Here is a 24557-nt window from a genome sequence, read left to right as displayed (position 1 = left end):
CATTCCCAAAAACCTTCTCTGGCACCACTTCCAGAGCGAGATCCCCCTGGTGGTCTATAGTTAGAAGGTTTTTTGACCAAAACAGCGGCCCTTTCAGCAATGAAATAAGGAGACGAGTTCAATGTCGCAACATAACGAAAAGAACCCACATCAGCACCAGTCCCCCCTGCACGATTCGAGCGAAGCGAAACCCGGGATGGACTCACTGGCACCTGAGGACGGCTCTCATCGTCCAGCGGCTGAACCGACCCCGCCTGGTGCGCAACCTACTGCGCCAGGTAGCCTGAAAGCGCCGGATACGCGTAATGAAAAAATAAATTCCCTGGAAGATGTGCGTAAAGGCAGCGAGAATTATGCACTGACCACCAATCAGGGCGTACGCATAGCCGACGATCAAAACTCCCTGCGTGCCGGTAGCCGTGGGCCTACGCTGCTGGAAGATTTTATTCTGCGTGAGAAAATCACTCACTTTGACCACGAACGCATCCCGGAGCGTATTGTTCACGCACGCGGTTCTGCTGCTCACGGCTATTTCCAGCCGTATAAAAACTTGAGCGACATCACCAAAGCCGATTTTCTGTCTGATCCGAACAAAATCACTCCGGTATTTGTGCGCTTCTCTACCGTTCAGGGGGGCGCTGGCTCGGCAGATACCGTGCGTGATATCCGTGGTTTCGCCACCAAGTTCTATACCGAAGAAGGTATTTTTGATCTCGTTGGCAACAACACGCCGATCTTCTTTATTCAGGATGCACACAAATTCCCCGATTTTGTTCATGCGGTAAAACCGGAGCCGCACTGGGCGATCCCACAGGGAGGCAGCGCCCACGACACTTTCTGGGATTATGTTTCCCTGCAACCTGAAACCCTGCATAACGTAATGTGGGCGATGTCAGACCGTGGGCTCCCCCGCAGTTATCGCACAATGGAAGGCTTCGGCATTCACACCTTCCGCCTGATTAACGCCGAAGGTAAAGCAACCTTTGTGCGTTTCCACTGGAAACCACTGGCAGGTAAAGCCTCGCTGGTATGGGATGAGGCGCAGAAACTGACGGGGCGAGACCCGGACTTCCACCGTCGCGAACTGTGGGAAGCGATTGAAGCGGGCGACTTCCCGGAATATGAACTTGGCTTCCAGTTAATTGCGGAAGAGGATGAATTCAAATTCGACTTCGACCTGCTTGACCCAACAAAACTTATCCCGGAAGAGTTAGTCCCCGTTCAGCGCGTCGGTAAAATGGTACTCAATCGTAACCCGGATAACTTTTTTGCCGAAAATGAACAAGTGGCTTTCCATCCTGGACACATTGTCCCCGGTCTGGATTTCACCAACGATCCGCTGTTGCAGGGGCGTTTGTTCTCCTACACCGACACACAAATCAGCCGTCTTGGCGGGCCGAATTTCCATGAAATTCCAATTAACCGCCCAACCTGCCCGTACCACAATTACCAGCGTGACGGCATGCATCGGATGGGAATCGACACTAACCCAGCAAACTACGAACCGAATTCGATCAACGATAACTGGCCGCGAGAAACACCGCCGGGGCCGAAACGCGGAGGTTTTGAATCCTATCAGGAGCGCGTAGAAGGCAATAAGGTGCGCGAGCGTAGCCCATCGTTTGGCGAATATTATTCCCATCCGCGCCTGTTCTGGTTAAGCCAGACACCATTCGAACAGCGCCATATTATCGATGCTTTCAGCTTTGAGTTGAGTAAAGTTGTACGCCCATATATTCGTGAGCGCGTTGTTGACCAGCTAGCGCATATCGATCTCAACCTGGCGCAAGCGGTAGCAAAAAATCTCGGTATTGCACTGACAGACGACCAACTGAACATTACGCCACCACCGGACGTGAACGGGCTGAAAAAAGATCCTGCGTTAAGTCTGTATGCCATTCCGGATGGGGATGTGAAAGGCCGTGTGGTCGCGATTTTGCTTAATGATGAGGTGAGATCGGCAGACCTTCTGGAAATGCTCAAGGCGCTGAAAGCTAAAGGCGTTCATGCCAAACTGCTTTATTCACGGATGGGAGAGGTGACAGCAGATGACGGTACAGTATTGCCAATAGCCGCTACCTTTGCTGGAGCCCCCTCACTGACGGTTGATGCGGTTATTGTCCCATGCGGCAATATCGCGGATATCGCAGACAACGGCGACGCAAACTACTACCTGATGGAAGCCTATAAACACCTTAAACCGATAGCCCTGACGGGAGATGCACGCAAGTTCAAGGCAACAATCAAGGTCGATGACCAGGCTGAAGAAGGGATTGTTGAAGCCGACAGAGCTGACGGCAATTTTATGAATGAGTTACTGACTCTGATAGCGGCGCACCGCGTCTGGTCACGTATCCCTAAGATTGACAAAATCCCTGCCTGAATATAGGCGGCGCAGTTGCGCCGCCTTTGCCTGATGCACTGCGCTTATCAGGTCTGGCGTAATAATTCATAATATATTGAAATTGCGACACTTTGCTGGCCGGATAAGGTATTTACGCTACATCCGGCAAAACAACATTACCTACACATCAAGATAACTACCCAACCGATAACCTCGCTCGGCAATGGCATACTTCAACGATGCTGATGTCAACACTTCCAGCTCCGTTAACCGTGGAAAACAGTAAGCACTCTGGCGAATCGTATTATCAATAAACGCCGGATGGCACATCACTTCCAGCGAGCGCTCACCGCGATGACTGGAATCATCCACCGCTTGCAGGAACAGGGACTCGCTGATCTCTTCACCATAGAATGCGCTACTGAAGCCCTGCGAACTGCGCAATTTAGCCGGTAAATCACTATCGTTAAATACTGGCTGACGATCGATGCGCAACGCAATCCCCTCTTCAGCGGCAAACCTGGCCACAATCGGGAAAATCTGCGGAAACATATGCACATGATGATGACTATCAAGATGGGTAGGTTTGCGCCCAAACAGCTCAATGAAACGCAGATACTGGCTGGCAAGTTCCTGAGCAATTTCCTCCAGTGGTAAAGCATCTTCTTTTGCCAGTTGCCAGATCCATTTCCCCAACACGCCTTCGCGGGTTAAACCGGGCATTGCAGTTAGCGGCTTGCCTAGGGTGAGGACAAAATGCATCCCGACGGCCAGGCTCGGCTCATCACGACTCAACTGCACCGCATGGTCGATGGCTTCACCATTTACCAGCGCCGTCGTCGACGTGACAATCCCGTTGCGACAGGCCTCGATAATGCCGTAGTTCTGACCTTTACTTAAGCCAAAATCATCTGCATTAACAATCAGTAAGCGTTCCATAATCAGCCCCGGTTAATGTGCTTTTTTGAGATCTACAATACAGTCAGCAAAGTTTGGTAGCCACTTCTCGTGCGCCAGAATCATCTCACGTGCCAGCAACTCTGCGTCATGATCGGAATGCACCAACGGGCTAAGGTTTAGCGCCAGTAACACATCGTTAAATTCACCGCTAAGTGCTGCGTTGCTGGCGGCAATTTCAAAGCCTTTAATGGTGTGGATCAGCCCCATGACTTTGTCATCAAAATGGGTAATTCGCGGATGTGGCGTCGCGCCATTGCGACCCAGCGTACAGGTCATTTCTACCGCCCAGTCAGTCGGAATATTATCAATATGCCCATGATGCGGGATATTAATGTAATGTTCCGTTTGCTTGTCGTTGTAGATAGCGTTAATCACCTCGCACGCCGCGTCTGAGTAATAAGCCCCACCGCGCTGCTCCAGCTCTTTCGGTTTAACTTTCAGCTCCGGGTTTTTATACAGCTCAAAGAGTTGTTTCTCGACTTTCTGCACTATCTGCGCACGCGCACCGCCTTTGTAGTATTCACCCATTTCAATCGCCAGCATCTCTTTTTGCTTGAAGTAATAAAGCAGATAAGAACATGGCAACAGATTCAGCGAACGAATTAAGCCTTCGCTAAACGGCAGATCGAAAATGTTTTTTACGCCAGACGCTTTTAACTGCCCGGATGCCACGCCGTCGAGCAATTCGGCAAAGCGCGATTTGCCATTTACCAGCACATCCTTAATAAACACCATATGGTTCAGGCCGAACAGATCGATAGATAAATCATCGCTCTCATTCAACGCTAAAACATCGCTGATAAACATTTTCATACCCACAGGAATATTACACACGCCGATAAAGCGTTTAAATCCAGTGTGACGATAAACCGCTTCAGTGACCATTCCCGCCGGGTTAGTAAAGTTGATAACCCACGCATTCGGACATAGTTCTTCAACATCGTTCACAATATCGAAAATCACCGGAATGGTGCGCAGACCTTTAAACAGGCCTCCCGCACCGTTGGTTTCCTGGCCAAGATAGCCATGACTTAACGGAATGCGTTCATCCAGTTCACGTGCCGGTAATTGACCTACGCGCAGTTGGGTAGTGACAAAATCAGCCCCTTTCAGCGCCTCACGACGATCAAGCGTTTTATAAAGCTTTATCGGTACGCCAGCGTTATCAATCATGCGCTGACAGAGTTCAAAAATAATATCCAGTTTCGCTTTACCACCTTCGACATCCACCAGCCATAATTCAGTAACCGGCAATTCGTGATAACGCTTAATAAACCCTTCCAGTAACTCCGGGGTATAACTACTCCCGCCACCAATAGTGACGATTTTTAATTTCTGGCTCATAATTTCTCCCTTCATCAGGAAATACTGATATTCTTCATGCCTGCCTCTGTGTCAGGAATATCCCGGCTTCCCCAGGATAAACAAGGCACGCATGTAAATTTAATGATCAGCGATAACAGCTACTGATTAAATTCAGTCAATTTCTTACGATAGCTATTTGGCGTAAAAGACGTTAGTTTCTTAAACGTTTTAATGAACAGACTTGGGCTACTATAACCAGCTTCAAATGCAATATCCGTCACAGAATAGTTGGTCATTTCCAGTTGTTTTTTGGCAAAGTTAATGCGGATTTCATTAATAATCTGCATCGGCGTTTTGCCATAGTATCGCTGAGTCGCACGCGTCAAATACTCCTGCGATTTAGCCGATAACGTCACCATGTTTTCCAACGCATTTTCACTGAACTGCACTTTATCATGCATCTTTTCAACCGTATTTTTTAGCCACTGTGGCACATCATCAATCACCTGTTCTTCGCGGTAATGGCGTAAACGGTTAATGACATAAAAAGTGACTATCTCAACAAATTCTTCCAGCCCGGTTTCACTGAAATTCAATGAAGAAATTACCGTTTCCACATAAGTGAGAAAAGCATTATTAGTGCGGTAAACCTGTGGAGCAACAAAGCAATAAGGTAACAACGGTAAATAATGCTGTTCAAAAAAATGTTTACTGATCCCAACGTTCAATATGCGCGTGGCACCAAACTCATAAAAACTTTGATGGTGTGATCCTAACGGAATAAAAACAAAATCGCCCCGTTCCAGCAACACACGCTTGCCGTTAATCTCCTGGAAATAACGACCGGTTAAAACCAGGGTAAATTCATAATAGTCATGCTGATGCAACCCAGTAATACTTTCGGTTTTATTGTAGATAAACACATGGAAATTTTTGCCATTAAATAATTGCTGTTCACGGGCAGTGGCAATTTCCGGCGCGTTAATCACTGGCTGCATCATTGACTCCTTATGCTTTCAGTTTTTCATGAAGCTCAATTAATTCACTAATCAGTTCACGCGCGAGCATTGAAGTCATTAAATGATCCTGCGCGTGGACCAGCACCAGGCTAACTTTCATCTTTCCTTCGCCCTGATCGCCTTCAATCAGCTTCGTCTGTACCAGATGCGCTTCATTCAAGGCCATCCGCGATTGATCCATCATCGTTCTGGCGGCTGCAAAATCGCCCTGCTTCGCCTGCTTCAGCGCGGCATACGCCAGACTACGTGCCTGTCCGGAGTTGATGATAAGCCCCATCACCACTTCTTCCAGTTCTTCGGCTTCGGTTTGCGTGTCAGGAATGTTTTCGAGATCCATCATACATCGTTCCTCTCTATTCTTACCGGCACGAGTTGCCCGCGCCGGTGTCGATTAAAATTTCAGGGCGTTAGCAATATCTTCTTCACTCTCTTCTTTATCAATCACGTTCTGCGCTTTGTTCGCCACCACAACAAATGGCAGATAAATCAGCGTTGCGATACCAAGGTTGAAGAGTGCGACCAGCAATGCGGCGACGCTACCGTTAGTATTAAAGAAGGCTCCCAGACCGGTTGGCATGGTCCACGGCGCAATGTTGGTCACCGGCGGGATAATGCCCATGTAGTACGTCGCCAGGGTAATTGCCGCCAGAATTGGTTGCACCAGCACGAACGGGATAAACATTACCGGATTCATGATAATCGGCAGACCAAACAGAATCGGTTCGTTAATCTGGAAGATGCCTGACGGCAGTGCCAGTTTTGCCACCTGACGATAATCAGCACGACGAGAAGCGATAAAAATGGCCAGAATAAGCCCCAGGGTCGCGCCGCTGCCGCCGAGGAAAATAAAGGAGTCCAGCATCGGCTTGGCCCAGATATGGAAAGTCTTACCGGCTGCCAGCGCCGCTTCGACGGAACCATATTGCTGGTAGGTGGCGATGTTTTCCAGCGCCCACGGCGTCATAATGCCGTTGTCCAGGGCGGTCAACGCCAGCGCGCCATGAATACCAAAGAACCAGAGCAGCGGAACAAAGATCACATAGGCCCAGCCAACCACGCTACCCAACGATGCCAGCGGCGTCGAAATGGTATCCATAATAATCTGGTGGAAGTTAGTGCCCCAGGTAGTCAGCGCCCAGGCAATAATCCCCATCACGGAAAGAATAATAAAGCCGGGAATTAATGCAGAGAAAGAACGCGATACCGATGTCGGTACACTGTCGGGTAATTTAATGACCCAGTTGCGGCGGACAATAAAGGTAAACATTTCTGCTACCACCAGGCCGATAATAATCCCGGAGATAATATTCGCGCCGCCTAACCAGTTTGCGCCGACCGCATAGGCTTCACCGACGCTATAAGGAGTGACGGTCATAAATGCCGCAACGGATAACAATCCTGCCGCCAGTGCATCGACTTTACGCTCTTCTGCCAGCGCCATGCCGATAAAGAACGGTGTCATTAAAGACATAATCCCTAACGTTCCGTTATAAACGTTGCCGCCAATACCCTTCAGCCCATTGAGTGTTTCAATAGTTGAGGCATCAAGGCGAATACCTAACGAGTAAAAAAACGACCCCTCCCCAAAGCTCAGAAAAACGTTATTGATTAATACAAACATGGCCCCTGCGAGGGTTAACGGCATTAAGCGAATAAAGCCGTTTTTGATTGCATTAACGTGTGGCTGCTTTCCTATTTTGACTGCAAAAGGGAGGAGTACCTTTTCAAGCGATGCAATAACATTACTCATAGAAAAATACCCTTAAAAACCGCAATTAAAATATTGCGGTATAGATTTATGAAATAACTCTTTGACGGAAAATTTAAAAATTAATTTGCTGCGGCTTTTTTAATTGCTGCAACTGCAGCCTTAAGCACGCCTAAACCATCGACTTTGCCATATAACAGTGAGTCAATTACTTCAACCGGTTTGTTGGGTAACAAACGCTGGATTTCGGGCAACATATAAGCAATCTGCGGCCCCAATAACACGACATCGGCATTCTGACCTTTTTCACCAGCCAGTGTTTCCGGAAATGCTTCAATAATGACCGGAACTTCATATTTTTCTGCCTGAGCGCGCATTTTTGATACCAGTAAAGAGGTAGACATGCCCGCAGAACAAAACAGATAAATGTGTTTCTTTTCCATAAAACTGCCCTCATCAACGACTATCTGTCAGCCAGACACTCCGCAAGTCTTAACCTGCTTCCATGCTCTGGGTAACTTGCGAAACCAACATGACTTTTTTTGGTGGCTGAAAAGAGTATACGGTATTGACCTGAACGATAGTATTTCCTTGACCTCATAAATTGTCTCTCCTTGACCTGCCGTTATGACCTTCTTCACATTTCAGTTAAATAATTCGCGACAATAAATAAGAACAAGGGTCAAAAAAAAACCGGCGCAATGGCCGGTTTCTGTTGTAACTCAAGCTTTCTGGCGAAGAAATTACTTCGCTGCTTGTGGATCGGTGTCGTATTCGGCACAGGTCTGATAGCCGGAGTTGATGACATGTCCGGTATCATCTAACGCGACAAAATAGGTTTCTGCTTTACCATCACGTTGACCCAGGATATAGGTCTGGCAAGTACCACGAGCATGGATCATGCTCACTTCAGACGAAGGTTTACCCGCAATTTGTGCAACCTGCGCCCGGCTCATGCCTTTTTTGACGTCTTTCACCACAGGCTGTACAAACTGGTCTTTGGTACGATCATACGCCGTACAACCTGCCAGCATGGTTAATACCGCCGCTGCACCCAGAATTCCTGCCATATTCTTGTTCATATTTCGTCCTCTTGTTTATCAGCGTGTTAGATAAGCCTGGAATACATCGGGGGCTTTTTCAAGCCCGTGAACGAAACGGCTCCGCTTTCAGAGGATTCCTGTATGACGTTTTAACCGCCATTCAACTTGCTGTCGCTTGTCGTTTCTGTAGCAACGGGTTAGCTTTAAGGAAGTTTTATTTTTTTGTCTGGAGGGGTTCAATGACATTGCAACAACAAATAATAAAGGCGCTGGGCGCAAAACCGCAGATTAATGCCGAAGAGGAAATTCGCCGCAGTATCGATTTTCTGAAAAGCTATCTGCAAACCTATCCGTTCATTAAATCACTGGTACTTGGTATTAGTGGCGGTCAGGACTCCACGCTTGCCGGGAAACTGTGTCAGATGGCGATTAACGAACTTCGTCAGGAAACGGGCAACGAGGCACTGCAATTTATTGCAGTTCGCCTGCCCTACGGTGTTCAGGCCGATGAACAGGATTGTCAGGATGCCATTGCCTTTATTCAACCGGATCGCGTATTAACCGTTAATATCAAGGGCGCGGTATTGGCCAGCGAACAGGCACTGCGCGAAGCGGGTATTGAATTAAGTGATTTCGTTCGTGGCAATGAAAAAGCACGTGAGCGGATGAAAGCACAATACAGCATTGCAGGCATGACCTACGGCGTCGTGGTGGGCACCGATCATGCGGCAGAAGCCATTACCGGATTCTTCACTAAATACGGTGACGGAGGCACTGACATTAACCCGCTATACCGTTTGAACAAGCGTCAGGGTAAACAATTACTGGCAGCGTTAGGTTGCCCGGAGCATCTCTATAAGAAAGCACCAACCGCCGATCTGGAAGATGATCGTCCGTCACTGCCGGATGAAGTCGCGCTTGGCGTCACTTATGACAACATTGATGACTATCTGGAAGGGAAAACCGTACCGGAACAGGTCGCCAGAACCATTGAGAATTGGTATCTGAAAACCGAGCATAAACGCCGCCCGCCCATTACCGTTTTTGATGATTTCTGGAAAAAATAACGCAGACATGCTGTGTCAGATATCACCAGTGTTATCGGGCGCAGCATTCTAATAATGAATCACTGAACTTGATCCGGTGAATAGCCTGCAAGCCAGCTAATTTCACTGAACAGCAGTTTGCCTTGCGGTTGTAAAAGCCGCAGGGTGTGCCTGCCATCGTACCAGCATGCGCCCTGGTCGGTAGTCAACAGCTTGTCGCCCAGTTGCCACGCTCCGCTAATAACAAACACCACCCCACCACGTGAGCCAAAAGTGGTGAACGTGCGATCGGCAATTCTGACTTTCGCCTTACAGGCATCAAGGCGCGTCATAATGTTGAAATCCATCGACATCTGCCCTTCGGTCAGTTTTGCTTTTACCACCTGGTCCGCCGCGAAGGCAAAAGGCTGTAACGGTTTTAAGGTATGGCTAAAATGGCCTGCGCTTTCAAGGAGCATCTCGCCACCTTCCAACAGCGTCACACTCCTTTCCATGCCCGGAAACAAAGAAAACTCACCATTTGCGGCAATGGAAGCAATGCTGGCGCGCCAGTAAAAATCACGTTTTGCCGGGGGAAAGCTACAGATTTCGCGAGTTTCACCGGCAGCGTTTCGCCACAGGTTCACCGACATTTTACGCATATCAAAGTATTCCATACTCGCTCCCGGCATGCTCTTTTCATTGTTATCGTTCAGGCAACCGGGGATTGTTATCGGCAACTCGGGTGATTTACCTTAGTGGTGATTAGGCTTTTTTTGCAAAAGTTGAACAGCAGAAAAGAAAACCGCCGATCCTGTCCACCGCATTACAGCAAGGTAGTGGACAAGACCGGCGGTCTTAAGTTGTCAGGCTGAAAGATTATTCAGCAGTTGCAGGCATTTTACCCTTTGCCGCAGGGCGTTCTGTCAGACGCTTCTCAAAATTGGCATTAAATTGCTTTTTCTGCTCCGGCGTCAGGATGTTGTAAATCTTGTTCTGGGTTTCCAGGTGCGCCAGCATGTTAGCTTTGCGCTGCTCTTCCATTTTTGCGATCTGCGCTTCAGCTTTTGCTTTGTCGAAGGTATCGCTGGCAATAATGTCATGCATTGCGCGGCGTTCTTCCAGCGGCGGACGTTTCATCTGATCACGCTGACCTTTCATGATTTCGCGGATCTGCTGTTTCTGCGCGTCGGTCAGGTTCAGGTCTTTAAACATCATGTCGTGATGTGGACCAAATTTACCTTTATGGTGCATCATCGGCTTGGCGTCAGCCGGTGCTGCGGTAGTGGTATCAGCGGCATGGGCCAGGTTAGCCGCGCCAAAAGCCAGGGTAGAGGCAACAAACAGTGCAGTTAATTTACGCATATTCAATATCCTTCCTTTCAGTTATTTATTACGGCTTTCTTAAGTAACGTGCCGTGTTGACGAGATTAACTTTACTGACTTTAGCGTCAATTAATCAGAGCAACGGTAAATCAATGAAAGTGTAAAAAACACTTTTGCGCCAATTATGGAGAAAAAAAGAAAATTTGATGGAGAGTGATGAATAAATATTACAACACGCTGATTTTGCAGAAATTATGAAGAACTATACCTGATAGCTGGTGATAATTAAAGCAAATAACCAGGATTAATCCGTATTATTTCATTAAAAACCCAGTAAATACCCGCAGATGATTTCTGCAGGTAAGCATCAGATTATTTGTTCCAGCATTAACCCTGCACGCAATCCCAGCGCCACCAATGGATTAGGGAATAACACATATTCAACATCATGAGTCACCGTAAAGCGTTCTTCGCCATCCTGCGCTAACAACGTCCCCTTCTTAAACGCCGTGAAGTTCAATGTCTCGCTCGCCATATGCAGTTCAAAATCAGTGGAGTGGCGGGTAATTTGCGAAACCACCCGGTAACGTAATGGCGGCTTTTTATCAAAACCGACGCTCATCCCGGATAACAGCGCGGCAATCGCGCTGGACGTTGGCGCAAACTGGCAAAGATCGTTTTGCCCAAACGGCAACGCTTTGCCAAGTTCCAGCGTACACGCCTGGGTGCCAAAATGTTCGGCGCTAAAATGGGTAAACGTGCCGCCAGGCGTCTGGTGAAACACCAGTGCCTCCAGCCCCGCTGCGCCCAGCCACGTCAGAAACTTCTCATCCCAGGGAATGTCACGTTGCGGTAAAACACCAAAACGCGGATGGTATGAACCACGAATTGCGGTATGCAAATCAAGGTGCCAACGAACGGACTCTTTACCCTGTTGATAAAAATCTTCCAGACTCTGTTCCAGTTCGCGGGCGCGACAGGTTTCGCCGCTTTCGGCAAATAGCTGCCAGCGTCCGCCAAACATTCGATTCATATCGCTATGACAATAACGCTTACCTTGCTTCAGGGCAGGAGGATTTCCGAGGATCGCCAGCAGCCGCCAGCGCAACTGAATCTCACCGTGATAAATTGCCCCAAGCAACGCCTCCAGCATCTCAACAGGTGCTGTTTCATTACCGTGGATCCCCGCTGATATCACCAGCGCACCTTGCGGTGGGGTGACTGGCGTCAGTTCCAGCAGCCCGTCCCCCAGCCAGCGCCAGTGGACACCGTTGCTTTCTCTCGCTGTTACGGCTGGTTTTTTACCCGTTAACGTCAGGGCAAGAAAATTATCCATTGCCACTCCCCTCCCGTTGGAACGGGTAAACCGAACCGAGATTCAGCAAACGAGTCAGTGCATCCAGAGCTTCCCTTCCTTCGCGCAGCAATTGCGGATCGGCAAGATCGGCAGCGGTAAGACGATCGCGGTAGTAACGATCCACCCAGTCATTGAGCGCATTAAACTGTGTCTCGTTCATCATCACCGCCGGATTCACCGCCTGACGTTCTTCTGCCGTCAGCACCACGCGCAAACGCAGGCACGCAGGGCCGCCACCGTTTGCCATACTTTCGCGTAAATCAAAAACTTTCAGTTCACTGATCGGGTTATCGGCAACAAGTAATTCATTGAGATAACGCCATACCCCGGCATGTTCCCGACACTCCTGCGGCAGCACCAACACCATCGAACCGTCATCACGGCTCAACAACTGGCTGTTAAACAGATAGGTCGAGACAGCATCCGCTACGGAAACCTGTGCCGACGGAACTTCTATTGCCATAAAGCCGCTCACCCGCGCACACAGATTTGCCAGTAATTGCGCCTGACGGGCGAATGCCTGCTGATGGCAAAACAGCACCTGGCGGTTGCTCACGGCAATCACATCATTATGAAAAACCCCCTGATCGATAACTTCCGGGTTTTGTTGAGCGAAAATTACCTGTTGTGGATTAACCTGATTCAGCCTTGCTACCGCCTCGCTGGCTTCGCGGGTTTGCCGCGCCGGATAACGGGAAGGTCGCGTGCCAGTGCCCTCTTCCCGGCCATAGACGAAAACCTGTATACCCGGATCACCATAGTTACCACTGAGCCGATTGTGGTTTGCCGCCCCTTCATCACCGAGCAGCGCCACTTGAGGCAGTGCCGAATGCACGGTGAATTTCTCTTCATCAATAAAAATGGCTTTTAACAGCAATTCGGTGGTCGGTGCTTCCAGCGAACGGTGAAATTTGTTGTTCAGATTGGCAACCGTCAGGTGCACTTTGCCATCCAGCGTGTCGGCAGAAGGTGCCACCGTCGCCGCATTCGCGACCCACATTGGCGAAGCGGAACTGACACTGGAAAGCCAGTGCGGCGCCTGACGGGCAACTTTTTCCAGCACTTGCTCATCGCTGCCGCTGAATCCCAGTTGACGCAAAACCGGAATAAACGGGCGCTCGTGAGGCGGGATCACCGCCTGCGGGAATCCCGCATCGGCAAGGGCTTTCATTTTCAGCAAGCCCTGTTTTGCCGCCAGTCGCGGGTTAGATACCTGAAAACGGTGGCGGGTAGAAGCTTCATTACCAAACGACAGGCCAGCGTAATGATGCGTCAGCCCCACCAGCCCGTCGAAATTAACTTCCCGGGCGTTCATGGCACCACCTCATCGGAAAAATCCAGCCCGGGGTTAAGCGTAGTGGGCAGCGTTAACGAGTCCGATTCCAGGCTTGCCATCGGCCAGGCACAATAATCAGCGGCATACCATGCACTGGGGCGATGATTGCCGGAAGCGCCTACGCCACCAAATGGTGCAGTACTGGCCGCACCGGTCAGCGGTTTGTTCCAGTTAACGATCCCCGCTCGTGCCTCCAGTAACAGTTGTTCGAATTTTTCCCGCACTGGTGAAACCAGCCCACAAGAGAGGCCAAAGCGAGTGTTGTTCGCCATCTTAATCGCCTCATCGAAGGTGTCATAACGCCAGACACGCAGTAACGGCCCGAACACTTCTTCATCCGGCACACCAGAAATACCCGTCATGTCAATGATTCCAGGTGAAAGCAGTGAAGTACCTGGTTGCAGTAAGCGTGGCGTAAGCAACGTCCGCCCGCCCATGTTTTCCAGCTCCTGCCAAGCGGTAACAACATGCTGCGCGGCCTGTTCAGAAATCAGCCCGCCGATAAACGGCTGTGGTTCGTCATCCCAGTTGCCCGGTGTTAATCGCTGGCTGACGGCAACCAGGCGAGCAAGAAACGCATCGCCCTGCGCTCCACTTTTCAACAATATACGACGGGCGCAGGTGCAGCGTTGTCCGGCAGTAACAAATGCCGACTGGATAGTCAGATGCACTGCGGCGTCGATATCCGCCACTTCATCAATAATCAGCGGGTTATTGCCGCCCATTTCGAGGGCGAGGATTTTTTCTGGCTGACCGGAAAGCTGACGATGCAACTGGTAGCCAGTGTTGGCGCTACCGGTAAACAGCAAACCATCGAGATCTTCCAGCGCACTCAGCGCCTGACCGGTTTCGCGCCCACCCTGCACCAGATTCAGCACCCCTGGCGGCAATCCAGCCTGCTGCCATAAGCGCATTACCGCTTCGCTGCTCCACGGTGTCAGCTCACTGGGTTTAAAGATAATTGTGTTGCCTGCCAGCAACGCCGGAACAATATGCCCGTTAGGTAAATGCCCAGGAAAATTGTACGGACCAAACACCGCCAGCACACCGTGTGGGCGATGGCGTAAGCTTGCCGCCCCATCTGGCATTTCACTGCGCTGATCACCCGTGCGCACGTGATATGCCTTGATTGAAATAGCAATTTTATTAATCATCGCCGTCACTTCGGTTGCCGCCTCCCAACGCGGCTTACCCGTTTCTCTGGCAATAATCGTCGTTAATTCAGCTTTATTGCTTTCCAGCAGTCCGGCAAATCGTTCAACTCTTACCTGACGATCGCCAAAGGAGAGCCGCGCCCAACGCGGAAACGCTGCGCGAGCAGCACGACATGCCAGCGCCACCTGAGCAGCATCGGCATCATTGCCTTGCCATAAAACGTCGCCAGATACCGGATTACGCTTCACGCGCAGCGCACCCAGGCCCGTCACCCAGTCGCCGTTGATCCATAAAGTCATACTGTTTTCTCCTCTGCGCACAGGCGTACCAGACGAACGTGATCCCCGGCATGACACTTGAGAGCGTCCAGTTGTGCGGCGGTTAAAATCAAACGCTCGGTAGCCGGATCGCTACGCACCAGCACCACGCGGAAATGATGATAATTTTCATTGGCGACCAGACAGGCCGGAAAATCGCCCTGTGCGGGTTGCCCTTCTGCCACTTCCACCAGCCGGCTTTTGCGAATGGCGCGAACGCGGTCAATGTCACACTCCAGCGTCGGCCCACCGTCGAAAATGTCGATATAGTTGCGGTAGCGAAAGCCCTCTTTTTCCAGCACCGCCCGCGCGGGTGCCGTTTGCGGATGTACCTGACCGATAACGTCTTGCGCTTCCTGGGATAAAAAGTCCGTATAGATCGGATGTTTTGGCATCAACTCAGCAATAAATGCCTTTTGACCAGTACCGCAGAGAAAATCGGCTCGGCTAAAATCCATCGAAAAGAAGCGTTTACCGAGGCTTTGCCAGAACGGCGAATAGCCGTGTTCGTCAATCACCCCACGCATTTCGGCAACCACTTTGTCGTTAAACTTGTCGCGAAAGGCTGCCATAAACATGAAGCGAGATTTCGACAACAAATAGCCGTTGCCCTCTTTGCGCCAGTCCGGATCGAGAAACAGCGTGCACAATTCGCTACTTCCGGTGTGATCATTACTGAGAAAAAGCGTCGGTAGCGCGTTATAAACATTCAGCTCTTTCGAAGCATGAACCAGCGTGCCGACGCGATAGTTGTACCAGGGATCGTTTAGCCCAACAGCCACCTCAATGGCGCAAATGCCCGCCACCGTACCTGTTTCACTCTCTTCCAGCACGAACACATAACCCTGCTCACTTTTGGGTAATTCGCCTTGCCATGTTTTGATGGCTCTATCGATACGCGCCAAAAGTGTGGCTTCATTGGCAGGAAGCGACGTTAAACCGCCGCCCGTTTTACTGGCAAGTTGCATTAACGCCGCGACATCGCTGCGCTCAACGGGACGGATGACCATCATGATGAACCTCGGCTAACAACGCGTTCACAGGCCAGCGCAAAGCGATCCAGCCCGGTAGCCATATCTTCTTCGCTGACATTCAGCGCCGGAGCAAAACGCACCACGCTGCCGCCCGCAATCAGCACCATCACGCCTGCTTTTGCCGCTTCCTGAGAAATCTGTTTCGCTTGTCCGGCATAGTCGGCATTCAGAACACAGCCAATCAGCAGACCCAGGCCACGAATTTCACTGAACAAACCGCAGCGATGATTAATAGCGTTAAGCCGCTCAACAAACCCGTCGTGGCGCTGTTTGACGCCATTACGCATTTCCGGCGTATTGATAAGATCCAGCACTTTGCCCGCCACTGCTGATGCCAGCGGATTACCGCCATAGGTGGTGCCGTGGGTGCCAACGGTCATCACGCTGGCGCACTCCTCCGTTGCCAGCAGCGCACCAACGGGGAAACCGCCGCCCAGCGCTTTGGCAGTGGTCAGCAGATCGGGGGCTACGCCGTAGTGCATATAGGCATACAGTTCACCGGTACGCCCGACGCCGGTTTGTACCTCATCAAAAATCAGCAATGCATTGTGGCGGTCACACAATTCTCGCAGCCCCTGTAAAAACGCTTTGCTGGCTGGCACCACGCCGCCTTCACCCTGCACTGGCTCGACAATTACCGCGCAGGTGGCGTCGTCAATCAGCGCACTGGCAGAATTGAGATCGTTATACGCGGCATGACGGATGTCCGGCGGCAGTGGCGCAAAATCCTGAGAATAGGCTGGCTGGCCGCCTGCGCTAACGGTAAACAGCGTGCGCCCGTGGAACGCATTGTTAAACGCCACGATGCCGCTCTTATGGCTGCCGTAGCGGTCATGGGCGAATTTGCGCGCCAGTTTCAACGCTGCTTCGTTGGCCTCCGCACCGGAGTTACAAAAGAACACGCGATCGGCAAACGTCGCGTCGATAAGTTTTTTCGCCAGTCGCAGCACTGGTTCGTTGGTATAGCCGTTACCGGTATGCCAGAACTTACTCGCTTGCTCGTTTAGCGCCTCGCGCAATTCCGGATGCGCATGGCCCAGCGCGTTCACTGCAATGCCACCCGCGAAATCGATATACTCTTTCCCCTGCTGATCCCACAAGCGCGAACCTTCGCCGCGTACCGGAATAAACGGTGCCGGAGCGTAAACAGGTATCATCCATTCATCAAAGTTTTCACGCGTAATTGACTGAGACATAGCGACCCCACAGTAAATAAATAGTTATTTATATGTTAATTATAAGTAATGTTTTCGCTGTAAATGTAGATTGCAGGGTTCGTGCCAGCCAGGGGTAAAATTGCATAAGCGACGGCGGCCAACTGAAAATCAACGAGTTATAACCAACTGACATGCACTTAAAGTGCATATAAAGTGAATACGTTTGCGATACGGATGAATAAAAAGAATAAAAAACGCAATGTTATGCAGAAGTAAAATATAATTCTGGAATTGTGATCATTGACGAAATTTACTGGGAATTACTGCGCCATTCTGACGCAGACCGCACCAAAAGCGGGCATTTTTTGCGCCATCGTTGACATCATTAACAACCATCGATCAAATCACTTAACAACGGGCGGTAAGTACAGCGAATTTCTGCTACCATCCACGCACTCTTAATATGAATAAACGGCAGCGACTATGAAATTTGTCTCTTTTAATATCAACGGTCTGCGCGCCAGACCTCACCAACTTGAAGCCATCGTCGAAAAGCACCAACCGGATGTGATTGGTCTGCAGGAGACAAAAGTTCATGACGATATGTTTCCGCTCGAAGAGGTGGCAAAGCTCGGCTACAACGTGTTTTATCACGGGCAGAAAGGCCATTATGGCGTGGCGCTGCTGACCAAAGAGACGCCGATTGCTGTGCGTCGCGGCTTCCCGGGCGACGGCGAAGAGGCTCAACGGCGGATTATTATGGCAGAAATCCCCTCGCCGCTGGGCAATGTCACCGTGATCAACGGCTACTTCCCACAGGGCGAAAGCCGCGACCATCCAATTAAATTCCCGGCAAAAGCGCAGTTCTACCAGAACCTGCAAAACTATCTGGAAACTGAGCTTAAGCGCGATAATCCGGTGCTGATTATGGGCGATATGAACATCAGCCCCACCGACCTGGATATCGGCATTGGCGAAGAGAACCGCAAACGCTGGCTGCGTACCGGTAAATGCTCCTTCCTGCCGGAAGAACGCGAATGGATGGACAGACTGATCGGCTGGGGGCTGGTAGATACCTTCCGTCACGCTAATCCGGAAACAGCAGATCGCTTTTCGTGGTTTGATTACCGCTCAAAAGGTTTTGACGATAACCGTGGTCTGCGTATCGACCTGCTGCTCGCCAGCCAGCCGTTGGCGGAATGCTGCGTAGAAACCGGCATCGACTATGAAATCCGCAGTATGGAAAAACCGTCAGATCACGCACCTGTGTGGGCGACCTTCCGCCGCTAATTTATCTGCTCTCCTGACCCGCACGAGGTCAGGAGAATTAACCTTGAGAAAAATCAACAAACTGTCAGTAATGATTTGTTGCCTGCCTTCCTTTGTTATACCGTCACTGCGTTTTTAGTTGTCTGACCACTTCTCTATTATCAAGTTTGATATAGGAAACTCTACGATGAACGCTGAGCGTAAATTTCTTTTTGCCTGTCTGCTTTTTGCACTGATAATTTACGCTATCCACGCTTTCGGTTTATTCGATCTGGTCACCGATTTACCCCACTTACAAACGCTCATTCGCCAGAGCGGATTTTTCGGTTATAGCCTCTATATTCTGTTATTCATTATCGCTACCCTCTTTCTGTTACCCGGTAGCGTACTGGTGATCGCCGGTGGAATAGTCTTTGGCCCGTTGTTGGGAACGCTACTTTCGTTAATTGCCGCTACGCTGGCCTCGTCGTGCTCATTCCTGCTGGCGCGCTGGCTGGGGCGTGACTTGCTGCTGAAATACGTCGGTCATAGCCATACTTTTCAGGCTATTGAAAAAGGTATTGCGCGTAATGGTATCGATTTTCTTATTCTGACCCGCTTAATCCCGCTGTTTCCTTACAATATTCAAAATTACGCTTACGGATTAACTGCTATAGCCTTCTGGCCTTTTACCCTTATTTCGGCATTAACTACCCTGCCTGGGATTATTATTTATACCGTGATGGCCAGCGATCTCGCCCGTGAAGGCATTACCGTGCACTTTATTTTAAACCTCTGTCTGGCTGGACTGACGCTGTTTATTCTCGTCCAACTCGCCAAACGCTACGCCCGCTTTAAACACGTGGATCTGACTGCTTCTGACAGCCAACCGCTTACTCACCCTAAAAACGAAGGATAGAACGATGTTGCAACAATATTCAGTGTCATGGAAAAAAGGACTGGCTGCGCTGTGTTTACTGGCAGCGGCAGGGCTTAGCGGCTGTGATCAAAAAGAGAATACCGAGGCCAAAGTGGAATACGATGGGCTTTCGGCCAGTGAGCCACTGCGCGTCGATACACAGGCACATACGGTAACTATGCTGGTGCAAATTAATGGTCGTTTCCTCACCGACGATACCCGTCACGGCATTGTGTTTAAAGACGGCTCCAACGGGCATAAATCACTGTTTATGGGATATGCCACCCCGAAAGCATTTTATGATGCTCTGAAACAGGCCGGTGGCACACCGGGCGAAAATATGACTATGGATAACAAAGAAGCTACCCATGTTGCAGGCAGCAAACTGGATATTTCGGTGAACTGGCAAGGGGCGGCAAAAGCGTATTCCTTCGATGAAGTGATTGTTGATAGTAATGGCAAGAAACTGGACATGCGCTTTGGTGGCAATTTAGCGGCGGCAGAAGAGAAAAAAACCGGTTGTCTGGTGTGCCTGGATAGCTGCCCGGTCGGTATTGTCAGCAATGCGACATACACTTATGGTGCGGTGGAAAAACGTGGCGAAGTGAAATTCAAAGGCAATGCGTCAGTTCTCCCGGCAGATAGCACGCTGGCAACGGTGACCTTTAAAATCACAGAATAAAACATGGATAAAGGATGATGAAGATGCATTCGCGTAAAATCTGGTACTACCGTACAGCCATCATCATCCTGTTGTTCGCTACGCTGCTCGCATGGGCGCTGGTTCCTGGCGTCCATGACTTTATCAACCGCAGCCTTGCGGCGTTTGCCGCTGTGGACCAACAGGGTATAGAACGATTTATTCAGTCTTACGGCACACTGGCGGCAGTTGTCTCATTCTTGTTGATGATTTTGCAGGCCATTGCCGCACCGCTGCCTGCGTTTTTGATCACCTTTGCCAATGCGTCGCTGTTTGGCGCATTCTGGGGGGGCTTGCTGTCGTGGACCAGTTCGATGGCGGGTGCGGCGCTGTGCTTTTTTATCGCCAGAGTGATGGGCCGCGAAGTAGTGGAAAAGTTAACCGGTAAAACCGTGCTCGATAGCATGGACGGCTTTTTCACTCGCTACGGCAAACATACCATCCTGGTATGTCGGTTATTGCCTTTTGTCCCTTTTGATCCAATCAGCTATGCTGCCGGCCTGACATCAATACGTTTTCGTCCGTTTTTTATCGCCACCGGGCTTGGTCAGTTACCCGCAACCATTGTCTATTCCTGGGCGGGCAGCATGTTAACGGGCGGCACATTCTGGTTTGTTACCGGACTGTTTATCCTGTTTGCCCTGACTGTGGTGATTTTCATGGCGAAAAAAATATGGTTTGAGCGCCAGAAGAGGAATGTCTGATGGGTTTACCGCCGCTTAGCAAAATTCCTTTAATTTTACGTCCGCAGGCGTGGCTACATCGTCGCCATTACGGTGAGGTGCTAAGTCCGATTCGCTGGTGGGGGCGGATCCCATTTATCTTCTATCTGGTGTCGATGTTTGTCGGCTGGCTGGAGCGCAAACGCTCCCCGCTCGATCCGGTGGTGCGATCGCTTGTCAGCGCGCGCATTGCGCAAATGTGCCTGTGTGAGTTTTGCGTAGACATCACCAGCATGAAAGTCGCTGAACGAACCGGCAGCACCGATAAACTGCTGGCGGTGGCCGACTGGCGGCAAAGCCCGCTGTTCAGCGATGAGGAGCGGCTGGCGCTGGAATACGCCGAAGCCGCCAGCGTTACGCCGCCAACGGTAGATGATGCCCTGCGCACCCGACTGGCAGCCCATTTTGACGCTCAGGCGCTCACCGAACTGACGGCATTAATCGGCCTGCAAAACCTGTCGGCCCGTTTTAATTCTGCTATGGCCATTCCCGCCCAGGGACTGTGCCGACTTCCTGAAAAACGTTCTTAAGGAGAAATGATGCGCCATTGTGGGTGGTTGCTGGGACTGTTATCGCTGTTTTCTTTGGCAACACATGCCAGTGACTGGCAGGAAACTAAGAACGACGCCAAAGGGCAAATCGTCTGGTTTAACGCCTGGGGCGGCGACACCGCGATTAACCGCTATCTCGACTGGGTCAGCGGTGAGATGAAAACGCATTACGATATAAACCTGAAGATTGTTCGCCTGGCTGATGCCGCTGACGCAGTAAAACGCATTCAGACCGAAGCAGCCGCCGGACGTAAAACGGGCGGCTCGGTAGATCTCTTGTGGGTAAATGGTGAAAATTTCCGCACGTTAAAAGAGGCGAATTTGCTGCAAACCGGCTGGGCGGAAACATTACCTAACTGGCGTTATGTCGACACGCAACTACCTGTACGGGAAGATTTTTCTGTCGCTACCGAGGGGGCAGAATCCCCCTGGGGCGGCGCACAACTTACGTTTATCGCTCGCCGCGATCTGACACCACAACCACCGAAAACACCGCAAGCCTTGCTGGAGTTTGCCAAAGCCAATCCAGGCGCAGTTACCTATCCACGCCCACCAGACTTTACCGGCACAGCATTTCTTGAACAGTTGTTGATTATGCTGACGCCAGATCCCGCTGCATTAAAAGAAGCGCCGAACGATGCTACTTTCGCCCAGATTACTGCACCGCTGTGGCAGTATCTCGATGCGCTGCATCCGTATTTGTGGCGCGAAGGAAAGGATTTCCCCCCTTCGCCCGCGCGAATGGATGCCCTGCTGAAATCCGGCACATTGCGCCTGTCGCTGACCTTTAACCCCGCTCATGCCCGGCAAAAAATAGCCAGTGGCGATTTGCCAGCGAGCAGTTACAGCTTTGGCTTTAGCGAGGGAATGATTGGCAACGTGCATTTCGTCACCATTCCTGCCAACACCAGTGCCAGTGCTGCGGCGAAGGTGGTCGCCAACTTCCTGCTCTCACCCGAAGCGCAACTGCGTAAAGCGGATCCTGCGGTCTGGGGCGATCCTTCTGTTCTTGAACCACAAAAACTGCCTGCCGGGCAGCGCGAAACATTACAATCAAGAATGCCGCAGGATCTGCCGCCAGTACTGGCGGAACCGCATGCTGGTTGGGTAAATGTGCTGGAACAAGAATGGCTACGCCGTTACGGTACGCATTAATTTTATTGCTGTGGGTGGTGATGGCGGTGATTTACGCACCGCTGATCCCGGCAGCTCTCACGCTGATAACGCCTGCCTTGTCGTTGACACACTGGCAGGCGTTATTTGCCGATCCGCAGTTATCACAGGCAATACTGGCAACGCTGGTGTCGACAACTATCGCGGCGGTAGGTGCGTTGTTGATTGCCCTGCTGGTGATTGTGGCGCTGTGGCCTGGCGCGAAATGGCTGCATTTGTGCGCCCGTCTGCCGTGGCTGCTCGCCATCCCCCACGTCGCTTTTGCCACCAGCGTCCTGCTACTGTTTGCCGAAGGCGGCCTGGTTTATCAGTTTTTCCCTTTCCTCACTCCGCCGACAGACAGATTGGGTATCGGTCTGGGCATTACTCTGGCGGTGAAAGAAAGCGCATTTCTGCTGTGGATTTTGGCGGCAGTATTGAGTGAAAAAAGGCTGTTGCAACAAGTCATCGTGCTGGATTCACTGGGCTACAGCCGCTGGCAATGCCTGAACTGGCTGCTGTTACCCTCAGTCGCTCCCGCACTGGCAATGGCGATGCTGGCAATTGTGGCCTGGTCGCTATCGGTCGTGGATATCGCAATTATCCTTGGGCCGGGTAATCCACCGACGCTGGCGGTAATTAGCTGGCAGTGGTTAACCCAGGGCGACACCGATCAACAGATAAAAGGCGCACTTGCCAGCCTGCTGCTGATGCTGTTACTCGCCACCTGTGTTTTGCTGGGCTATCTTTTATGGCGCACCTGGCGGCGCACAATTCCCCGCAAAGATGGCGTTCGCAAACCAGCCACGCCTTTATTGCCCGGTAGTACGCTGGCGAGATTATTACCATTAACTGGCGTGCTCTGTGTGGTTCTGCTGGCGATCCTTGCAGATCAATCGACGATCAATGACGAGGCGCTATTCAATAGCCTGACGATGGGACTGGCAACGACATTCATCGCTTTGATCCTATTACTGCTGTGGCTGGAATGGGGAGCAAAGCGTCGCCAGTTGTGGTTATGGCTGCCCATTTTATTACCAGCGCTGCCGCTGGTGGCAGGCCAGTACACGCTGGCGCTGTGGTTACATCTGGATGGCTGCTGGGCTGTGGTGGTGTGGGGACATCTGCTGTGGGTGATGCCGTGGATGTTGTTTATCCTGCAACCGGCCTGGCAGCGTATTGACTCACGGTTAATTCTGATTGCCCAAACGCTGGGTTGGTCGCGAGGCAAAATATTCTTTTACGTGAAATGCCCGCTCATGCTGCGTCCTGCGCTTATTGCCTTCGCTGTCGGATTTTCAGTCAGCATTGCGCAATATATGCCGACGCTGTGGCTGGGCGCGGGGCGCTTCCCGACGCTGACGACTGAAGCAGTGGCGTTAAGCAGTGGCGGCAGCAACGGTATCCTCGCCGCTCAGGCTTTATGGCAACTGCTATTACCACTTATTATTTTTGCCCTTACCGCCCTGCTTGCAAAATGGGTAGGTTTTGCCAGACAAGGACTCCGTTAATGCTCTGCGTAAAAGATGTTTCGCTACGTTTGCCTGAAACCTGCTTACTGGAAAACGTTAATTTCACAGTCAATAAAGGTGACGTTGTCACGTTAATGGGCCCGTCTGGCTGCGGAAAATCTACGCTGTTTTCCTGGATGATTGGCGCACTGGCGGGACAATTTTCTTGCACCGGTGAGCTATGGCTCAATGAGCAACGCCTCGACACCCTGCCCACCGCCCGGCGTCAGATTGGTATTCTTTTCCAGGATGCGCTGTTGTTTGATCAGTTCAGCGTTGGACAAAATTTACTACTGGCACTACCGTCAACGCTCAAAGGTGCCGCAAGACGCAATGCAGTGGATGATGCGCTTGAGCGTGCGGGAATTGGCGGAACTTTCCATCAGGACCCGGCCACGCTGTCTGGTGGCCAACGTGCGCGGGTGGCTCTGCTGCGCGCCCTTCTCGCCCAGCCAAAGGCATTATTGCTTGATGAACCGTTCAGCCGTCTTGACGTAGCTCTGCGCGATAATTTTCGTCAGTGGGTATTCAATGAAGTCCGCGAACTGGCGATCCCCGTCGTTCAAGTCACCCACGATTTTCAGGATGTTCCTGCCAATAGTCCCGTTCTGGATATGGCTCAGTGGTCAGAAAATTACAACAAACTGCGATAACGCAAAGTTTTTCCC

24 protein-coding genes are annotated in these 24557 nt (G+C 50.9%); 10 read left to right on the top strand and 14 right to left on the bottom strand.

The annotated features are described in order from the left end of the window. Positions 1 to 121 precede the first annotated feature (121 nt). Positions 122 to 2383 carry a catalase HPII gene (gene katE / locus C7B16_RS00735; RefSeq protein ID WP_107179256.1) on the top strand — a complete coding sequence of 754 codons (2262 nt, stop codon included), beginning with the start codon at positions 122 to 124 and terminating at the stop codon, positions 2381 to 2383. A 141-nt stretch (positions 2384 to 2524) separates the two neighbouring features. Here the strand turns inward: katE and chbG are convergent, their stop codons facing one another. From chbG to osmE, 7 genes are all read right to left on the bottom strand, one after another. Beyond that, on the bottom strand, positions 2525 to 3283 hold the full coding sequence (chbG, locus tag C7B16_RS00730; RefSeq protein WP_000440424.1) for a chitin disaccharide deacetylase: 759 nt from the start codon (positions 3281 to 3283) through the stop codon (positions 2525 to 2527). A gap of 12 nt (positions 3284 to 3295) precedes the next feature. Further along, positions 3296 to 4648 (bottom strand): 6-phospho-beta-glucosidase, encoded by a 1353-nt coding sequence (celF, locus tag C7B16_RS00725; RefSeq protein WP_107179255.1) that lies wholly within the window; start codon positions 4646 to 4648, stop codon positions 3296 to 3298. Positions 4649 to 4767: 119 nt separating this feature from the next. Continuing rightward, the gene (gene chbR / locus C7B16_RS00720; RefSeq protein WP_107179254.1) at positions 4768 to 5610 is read right to left on the bottom strand and encodes a transcriptional regulator ChbR; all 843 of its coding nucleotides are present in this window, start codon (positions 5608 to 5610) and stop codon (positions 4768 to 4770) included. 7 nt (positions 5611 to 5617) lie between these two features. Continuing rightward, a complete protein-coding gene (gene chbA / locus C7B16_RS00715) occupies positions 5618 to 5968 on the bottom strand; it encodes a PTS N,N'-diacetylchitobiose transporter subunit IIA (protein ID WP_001516303.1) in 351 nt (116 codons plus the stop codon). 51 nt (positions 5969 to 6019) lie between these two features. After that, entirely contained in the window at positions 6020 to 7378 is a 1359-nt protein-coding gene (gene chbC / locus C7B16_RS00710) for a PTS N,N'-diacetylchitobiose transporter subunit IIC (RefSeq protein WP_016248655.1), read from the bottom strand. Positions 7379 to 7458: 80 nt separating this feature from the next. Continuing rightward, positions 7459 to 7779: a PTS N,N'-diacetylchitobiose transporter subunit IIB gene (gene chbB, locus C7B16_RS00705; protein ID WP_000412169.1), complete on the bottom strand. Its 321-nt coding sequence runs from the start codon at positions 7777 to 7779 to the stop codon at positions 7459 to 7461. A gap of 300 nt (positions 7780 to 8079) precedes the next feature. Further along, the gene (gene osmE, locus C7B16_RS00700; protein WP_001039038.1) at positions 8080 to 8418 is read right to left on the bottom strand and encodes an osmotically-inducible lipoprotein OsmE; all 339 of its coding nucleotides are present in this window, start codon (positions 8416 to 8418) and stop codon (positions 8080 to 8082) included. 200 nt (positions 8419 to 8618) lie between these two features. On the opposite strand from osmE, the gene nadE reads away from it, so the two are divergent. Then, positions 8619 to 9446, top strand: a complete 828-nt coding sequence (nadE, locus tag C7B16_RS00695; protein WP_107179253.1) for an ammonia-dependent NAD(+) synthetase — start codon at positions 8619 to 8621, stop codon at positions 9444 to 9446. A gap of 59 nt (positions 9447 to 9505) precedes the next feature. Here the strand turns inward: nadE and ves are convergent, their stop codons facing one another. The 7 genes from ves to astC all read right to left on the bottom strand — a co-directional run bounded on the left by ves (position 9506) and on the right by astC (position 17125). Further along, positions 9506 to 10081, bottom strand: a complete 576-nt coding sequence (gene ves, locus C7B16_RS00690; RefSeq protein WP_016248653.1) for an environmental stress-induced protein Ves — start codon at positions 10079 to 10081, stop codon at positions 9506 to 9508. Between the two features lie 202 nt (positions 10082 to 10283). Continuing rightward, complete coding sequence (spy, locus tag C7B16_RS00685) at positions 10284 to 10769, bottom strand: ATP-independent periplasmic protein-refolding chaperone Spy (protein ID WP_001228965.1); 486 nt, start codon at positions 10767 to 10769, stop codon at positions 10284 to 10286. A 328-nt stretch (positions 10770 to 11097) separates the two neighbouring features. Further along, entirely contained in the window at positions 11098 to 12066 is a 969-nt protein-coding gene (gene astE, locus C7B16_RS00680) for a succinylglutamate desuccinylase (RefSeq protein ID WP_001516299.1), read from the bottom strand. Further along, on the bottom strand, positions 12059 to 13402 hold the full coding sequence (gene astB / locus C7B16_RS00675) for an N-succinylarginine dihydrolase (protein WP_107179252.1): 1344 nt from the start codon (positions 13400 to 13402) through the stop codon (positions 12059 to 12061). The genes astE and astB overlap by 8 nt, the downstream gene beginning before the upstream one ends. Next, positions 13399 to 14877 carry a succinylglutamate-semialdehyde dehydrogenase gene (gene astD / locus C7B16_RS00670; protein WP_001516297.1) on the bottom strand — a complete coding sequence of 493 codons (1479 nt, stop codon included), beginning with the start codon at positions 14875 to 14877 and terminating at the stop codon, positions 13399 to 13401. Before astD ends, astB begins: the two co-directional genes overlap by 4 nt. Further along, a complete protein-coding gene (gene astA, locus C7B16_RS00665) occupies positions 14874 to 15908 on the bottom strand; it encodes an arginine N-succinyltransferase (RefSeq protein ID WP_000989393.1) in 1035 nt (344 codons plus the stop codon). The genes astD and astA overlap by 4 nt, the downstream gene beginning before the upstream one ends. Further along, on the bottom strand, positions 15905 to 17125 hold the full coding sequence (gene astC / locus C7B16_RS00660) for a succinylornithine/acetylornithine transaminase (protein WP_105267744.1): 1221 nt from the start codon (positions 17123 to 17125) through the stop codon (positions 15905 to 15907). The genes astA and astC overlap by 4 nt, the downstream gene beginning before the upstream one ends. A gap of 444 nt (positions 17126 to 17569) precedes the next feature. Here astC and xthA point away from each other — a divergent pair, with 444 nt between their 5' ends. The 8 genes from xthA (at position 17570) to C7B16_RS00615 (ending at position 24542) form a co-directional block, all read left to right on the top strand. After that, positions 17570 to 18376, top strand: a complete 807-nt coding sequence (gene xthA, locus C7B16_RS00650) for an exodeoxyribonuclease III (protein WP_000673938.1) — start codon at positions 17570 to 17572, stop codon at positions 18374 to 18376. Positions 18377 to 18542: 166 nt separating this feature from the next. Further along, entirely contained in the window at positions 18543 to 19253 is a 711-nt protein-coding gene (locus C7B16_RS00645) for a TVP38/TMEM64 family protein (RefSeq protein ID WP_016242631.1), read from the top strand. Positions 19254 to 19257: 4 nt separating this feature from the next. Next, positions 19258 to 19935: a lipoprotein YdjY gene (gene ydjY / locus C7B16_RS00640; RefSeq protein ID WP_016248649.1), complete on the top strand. Its 678-nt coding sequence runs from the start codon at positions 19258 to 19260 to the stop codon at positions 19933 to 19935. Between the two features lie 14 nt (positions 19936 to 19949). After that, a complete protein-coding gene (locus C7B16_RS00635) occupies positions 19950 to 20657 on the top strand; it encodes a TVP38/TMEM64 family protein (protein ID WP_016248648.1) in 708 nt (235 codons plus the stop codon). Then, positions 20657 to 21205: a carboxymuconolactone decarboxylase family protein gene (locus tag C7B16_RS00630; RefSeq protein ID WP_000524099.1), complete on the top strand. Its 549-nt coding sequence runs from the start codon at positions 20657 to 20659 to the stop codon at positions 21203 to 21205. The genes C7B16_RS00635 and C7B16_RS00630 overlap by 1 nt, the downstream gene beginning before the upstream one ends. A gap of 9 nt (positions 21206 to 21214) precedes the next feature. Beyond that, positions 21215 to 22381 carry an ABC transporter substrate-binding protein gene (locus C7B16_RS00625; RefSeq protein ID WP_107179251.1) on the top strand — a complete coding sequence of 389 codons (1167 nt, stop codon included), beginning with the start codon at positions 21215 to 21217 and terminating at the stop codon, positions 22379 to 22381. Continuing rightward, positions 22354 to 23889: an ABC transporter permease subunit gene (locus tag C7B16_RS00620; protein WP_016261962.1), complete on the top strand. Its 1536-nt coding sequence runs from the start codon at positions 22354 to 22356 to the stop codon at positions 23887 to 23889. The genes C7B16_RS00625 and C7B16_RS00620 overlap by 28 nt, the downstream gene beginning before the upstream one ends. Beyond that, positions 23889 to 24542 (top strand): ATP-binding cassette domain-containing protein, encoded by a 654-nt coding sequence (locus tag C7B16_RS00615; protein ID WP_107179250.1) that lies wholly within the window; start codon positions 23889 to 23891, stop codon positions 24540 to 24542. Before C7B16_RS00620 ends, C7B16_RS00615 begins: the two co-directional genes overlap by 1 nt. Positions 24543 to 24557 lie beyond the last annotated feature (15 nt).

Origin of the sequence: Escherichia sp. 20412-1, assembly GCF_003027595.1 — a bacterium.
GTDB lineage: Bacteria > Pseudomonadota > Gammaproteobacteria > Enterobacterales > Enterobacteriaceae > Escherichia > Escherichia marmotae.
The sequence above is the reverse complement of the archived record's forward strand: the minus strand, read 5'-3'. Positions and strand labels throughout refer to the sequence as shown.

What these genes read in the sequence shown, in the direction of transcription:
- C7B16_RS00620 (WP_016261962.1), top strand. Translation starts at nt 22,354, where the DNA reads ATGGCTACGCCGTTACGGTACGCATTAATTTTATTGCTGTGGGTGGTG.
- chbA (WP_001516303.1), bottom strand. Translation starts at nt 5,968, where the DNA reads ATGATGGATCTCGAAAACATTCCTGACACGCAAACCGAAGCCGAAGAA.
- astB (WP_107179252.1), bottom strand. Translation starts at nt 13,402, where the DNA reads ATGAACGCCCGGGAAGTTAATTTCGACGGGCTGGTGGGGCTGACGCAT.
- ves (WP_016248653.1), bottom strand. Translation starts at nt 10,081, where the DNA reads ATGGAATACTTTGATATGCGTAAAATGTCGGTGAACCTGTGGCGAAAC.
- chbC (WP_016248655.1), bottom strand. Translation starts at nt 7,378, where the DNA reads ATGAGTAATGTTATTGCATCGCTTGAAAAGGTACTCCTCCCTTTTGCA.
- C7B16_RS00625 (WP_107179251.1), top strand. Translation starts at nt 21,215, where the DNA reads ATGCGCCATTGTGGGTGGTTGCTGGGACTGTTATCGCTGTTTTCTTTG.
- C7B16_RS00630 (WP_000524099.1), top strand. Translation starts at nt 20,657, where the DNA reads ATGGGTTTACCGCCGCTTAGCAAAATTCCTTTAATTTTACGTCCGCAG.
- katE (WP_107179256.1), top strand. Translation starts at nt 122, where the DNA reads ATGTCGCAACATAACGAAAAGAACCCACATCAGCACCAGTCCCCCCTG.
- ydjY (WP_016248649.1), top strand. Translation starts at nt 19,258, where the DNA reads ATGTTGCAACAATATTCAGTGTCATGGAAAAAAGGACTGGCTGCGCTG.
- astE (WP_001516299.1), bottom strand. Translation starts at nt 12,066, where the DNA reads ATGGATAATTTTCTTGCCCTGACGTTAACGGGTAAAAAACCAGCCGTA.
- astD (WP_001516297.1), bottom strand. Translation starts at nt 14,877, where the DNA reads ATGACTTTATGGATCAACGGCGACTGGGTGACGGGCCTGGGTGCGCTG.
- chbG (WP_000440424.1), bottom strand. Translation starts at nt 3,283, where the DNA reads ATGGAACGCTTACTGATTGTTAATGCAGATGATTTTGGCTTAAGTAAA.
- celF (WP_107179255.1), bottom strand. Translation starts at nt 4,648, where the DNA reads ATGAGCCAGAAATTAAAAATCGTCACTATTGGTGGCGGGAGTAGTTAT.
- osmE (WP_001039038.1), bottom strand. Translation starts at nt 8,418, where the DNA reads ATGAACAAGAATATGGCAGGAATTCTGGGTGCAGCGGCGGTATTAACC.
- chbB (WP_000412169.1), bottom strand. Translation starts at nt 7,779, where the DNA reads ATGGAAAAGAAACACATTTATCTGTTTTGTTCTGCGGGCATGTCTACC.
- astA (WP_000989393.1), bottom strand. Translation starts at nt 15,908, where the DNA reads ATGATGGTCATCCGTCCCGTTGAGCGCAGCGATGTCGCGGCGTTAATG.
- C7B16_RS00615 (WP_107179250.1), top strand. Translation starts at nt 23,889, where the DNA reads ATGCTCTGCGTAAAAGATGTTTCGCTACGTTTGCCTGAAACCTGCTTA.
- C7B16_RS00645 (WP_016242631.1), top strand. Translation starts at nt 18,543, where the DNA reads ATGAACGCTGAGCGTAAATTTCTTTTTGCCTGTCTGCTTTTTGCACTG.
- xthA (WP_000673938.1), top strand. Translation starts at nt 17,570, where the DNA reads ATGAAATTTGTCTCTTTTAATATCAACGGTCTGCGCGCCAGACCTCAC.
- spy (WP_001228965.1), bottom strand. Translation starts at nt 10,769, where the DNA reads ATGCGTAAATTAACTGCACTGTTTGTTGCCTCTACCCTGGCTTTTGGC.
- chbR (WP_107179254.1), bottom strand. Translation starts at nt 5,610, where the DNA reads ATGATGCAGCCAGTGATTAACGCGCCGGAAATTGCCACTGCCCGTGAA.
- nadE (WP_107179253.1), top strand. Translation starts at nt 8,619, where the DNA reads ATGACATTGCAACAACAAATAATAAAGGCGCTGGGCGCAAAACCGCAG.
- astC (WP_105267744.1), bottom strand. Translation starts at nt 17,125, where the DNA reads ATGTCTCAGTCAATTACGCGTGAAAACTTTGATGAATGGATGATACCT.
- C7B16_RS00635 (WP_016248648.1), top strand. Translation starts at nt 19,950, where the DNA reads ATGATGAAGATGCATTCGCGTAAAATCTGGTACTACCGTACAGCCATC.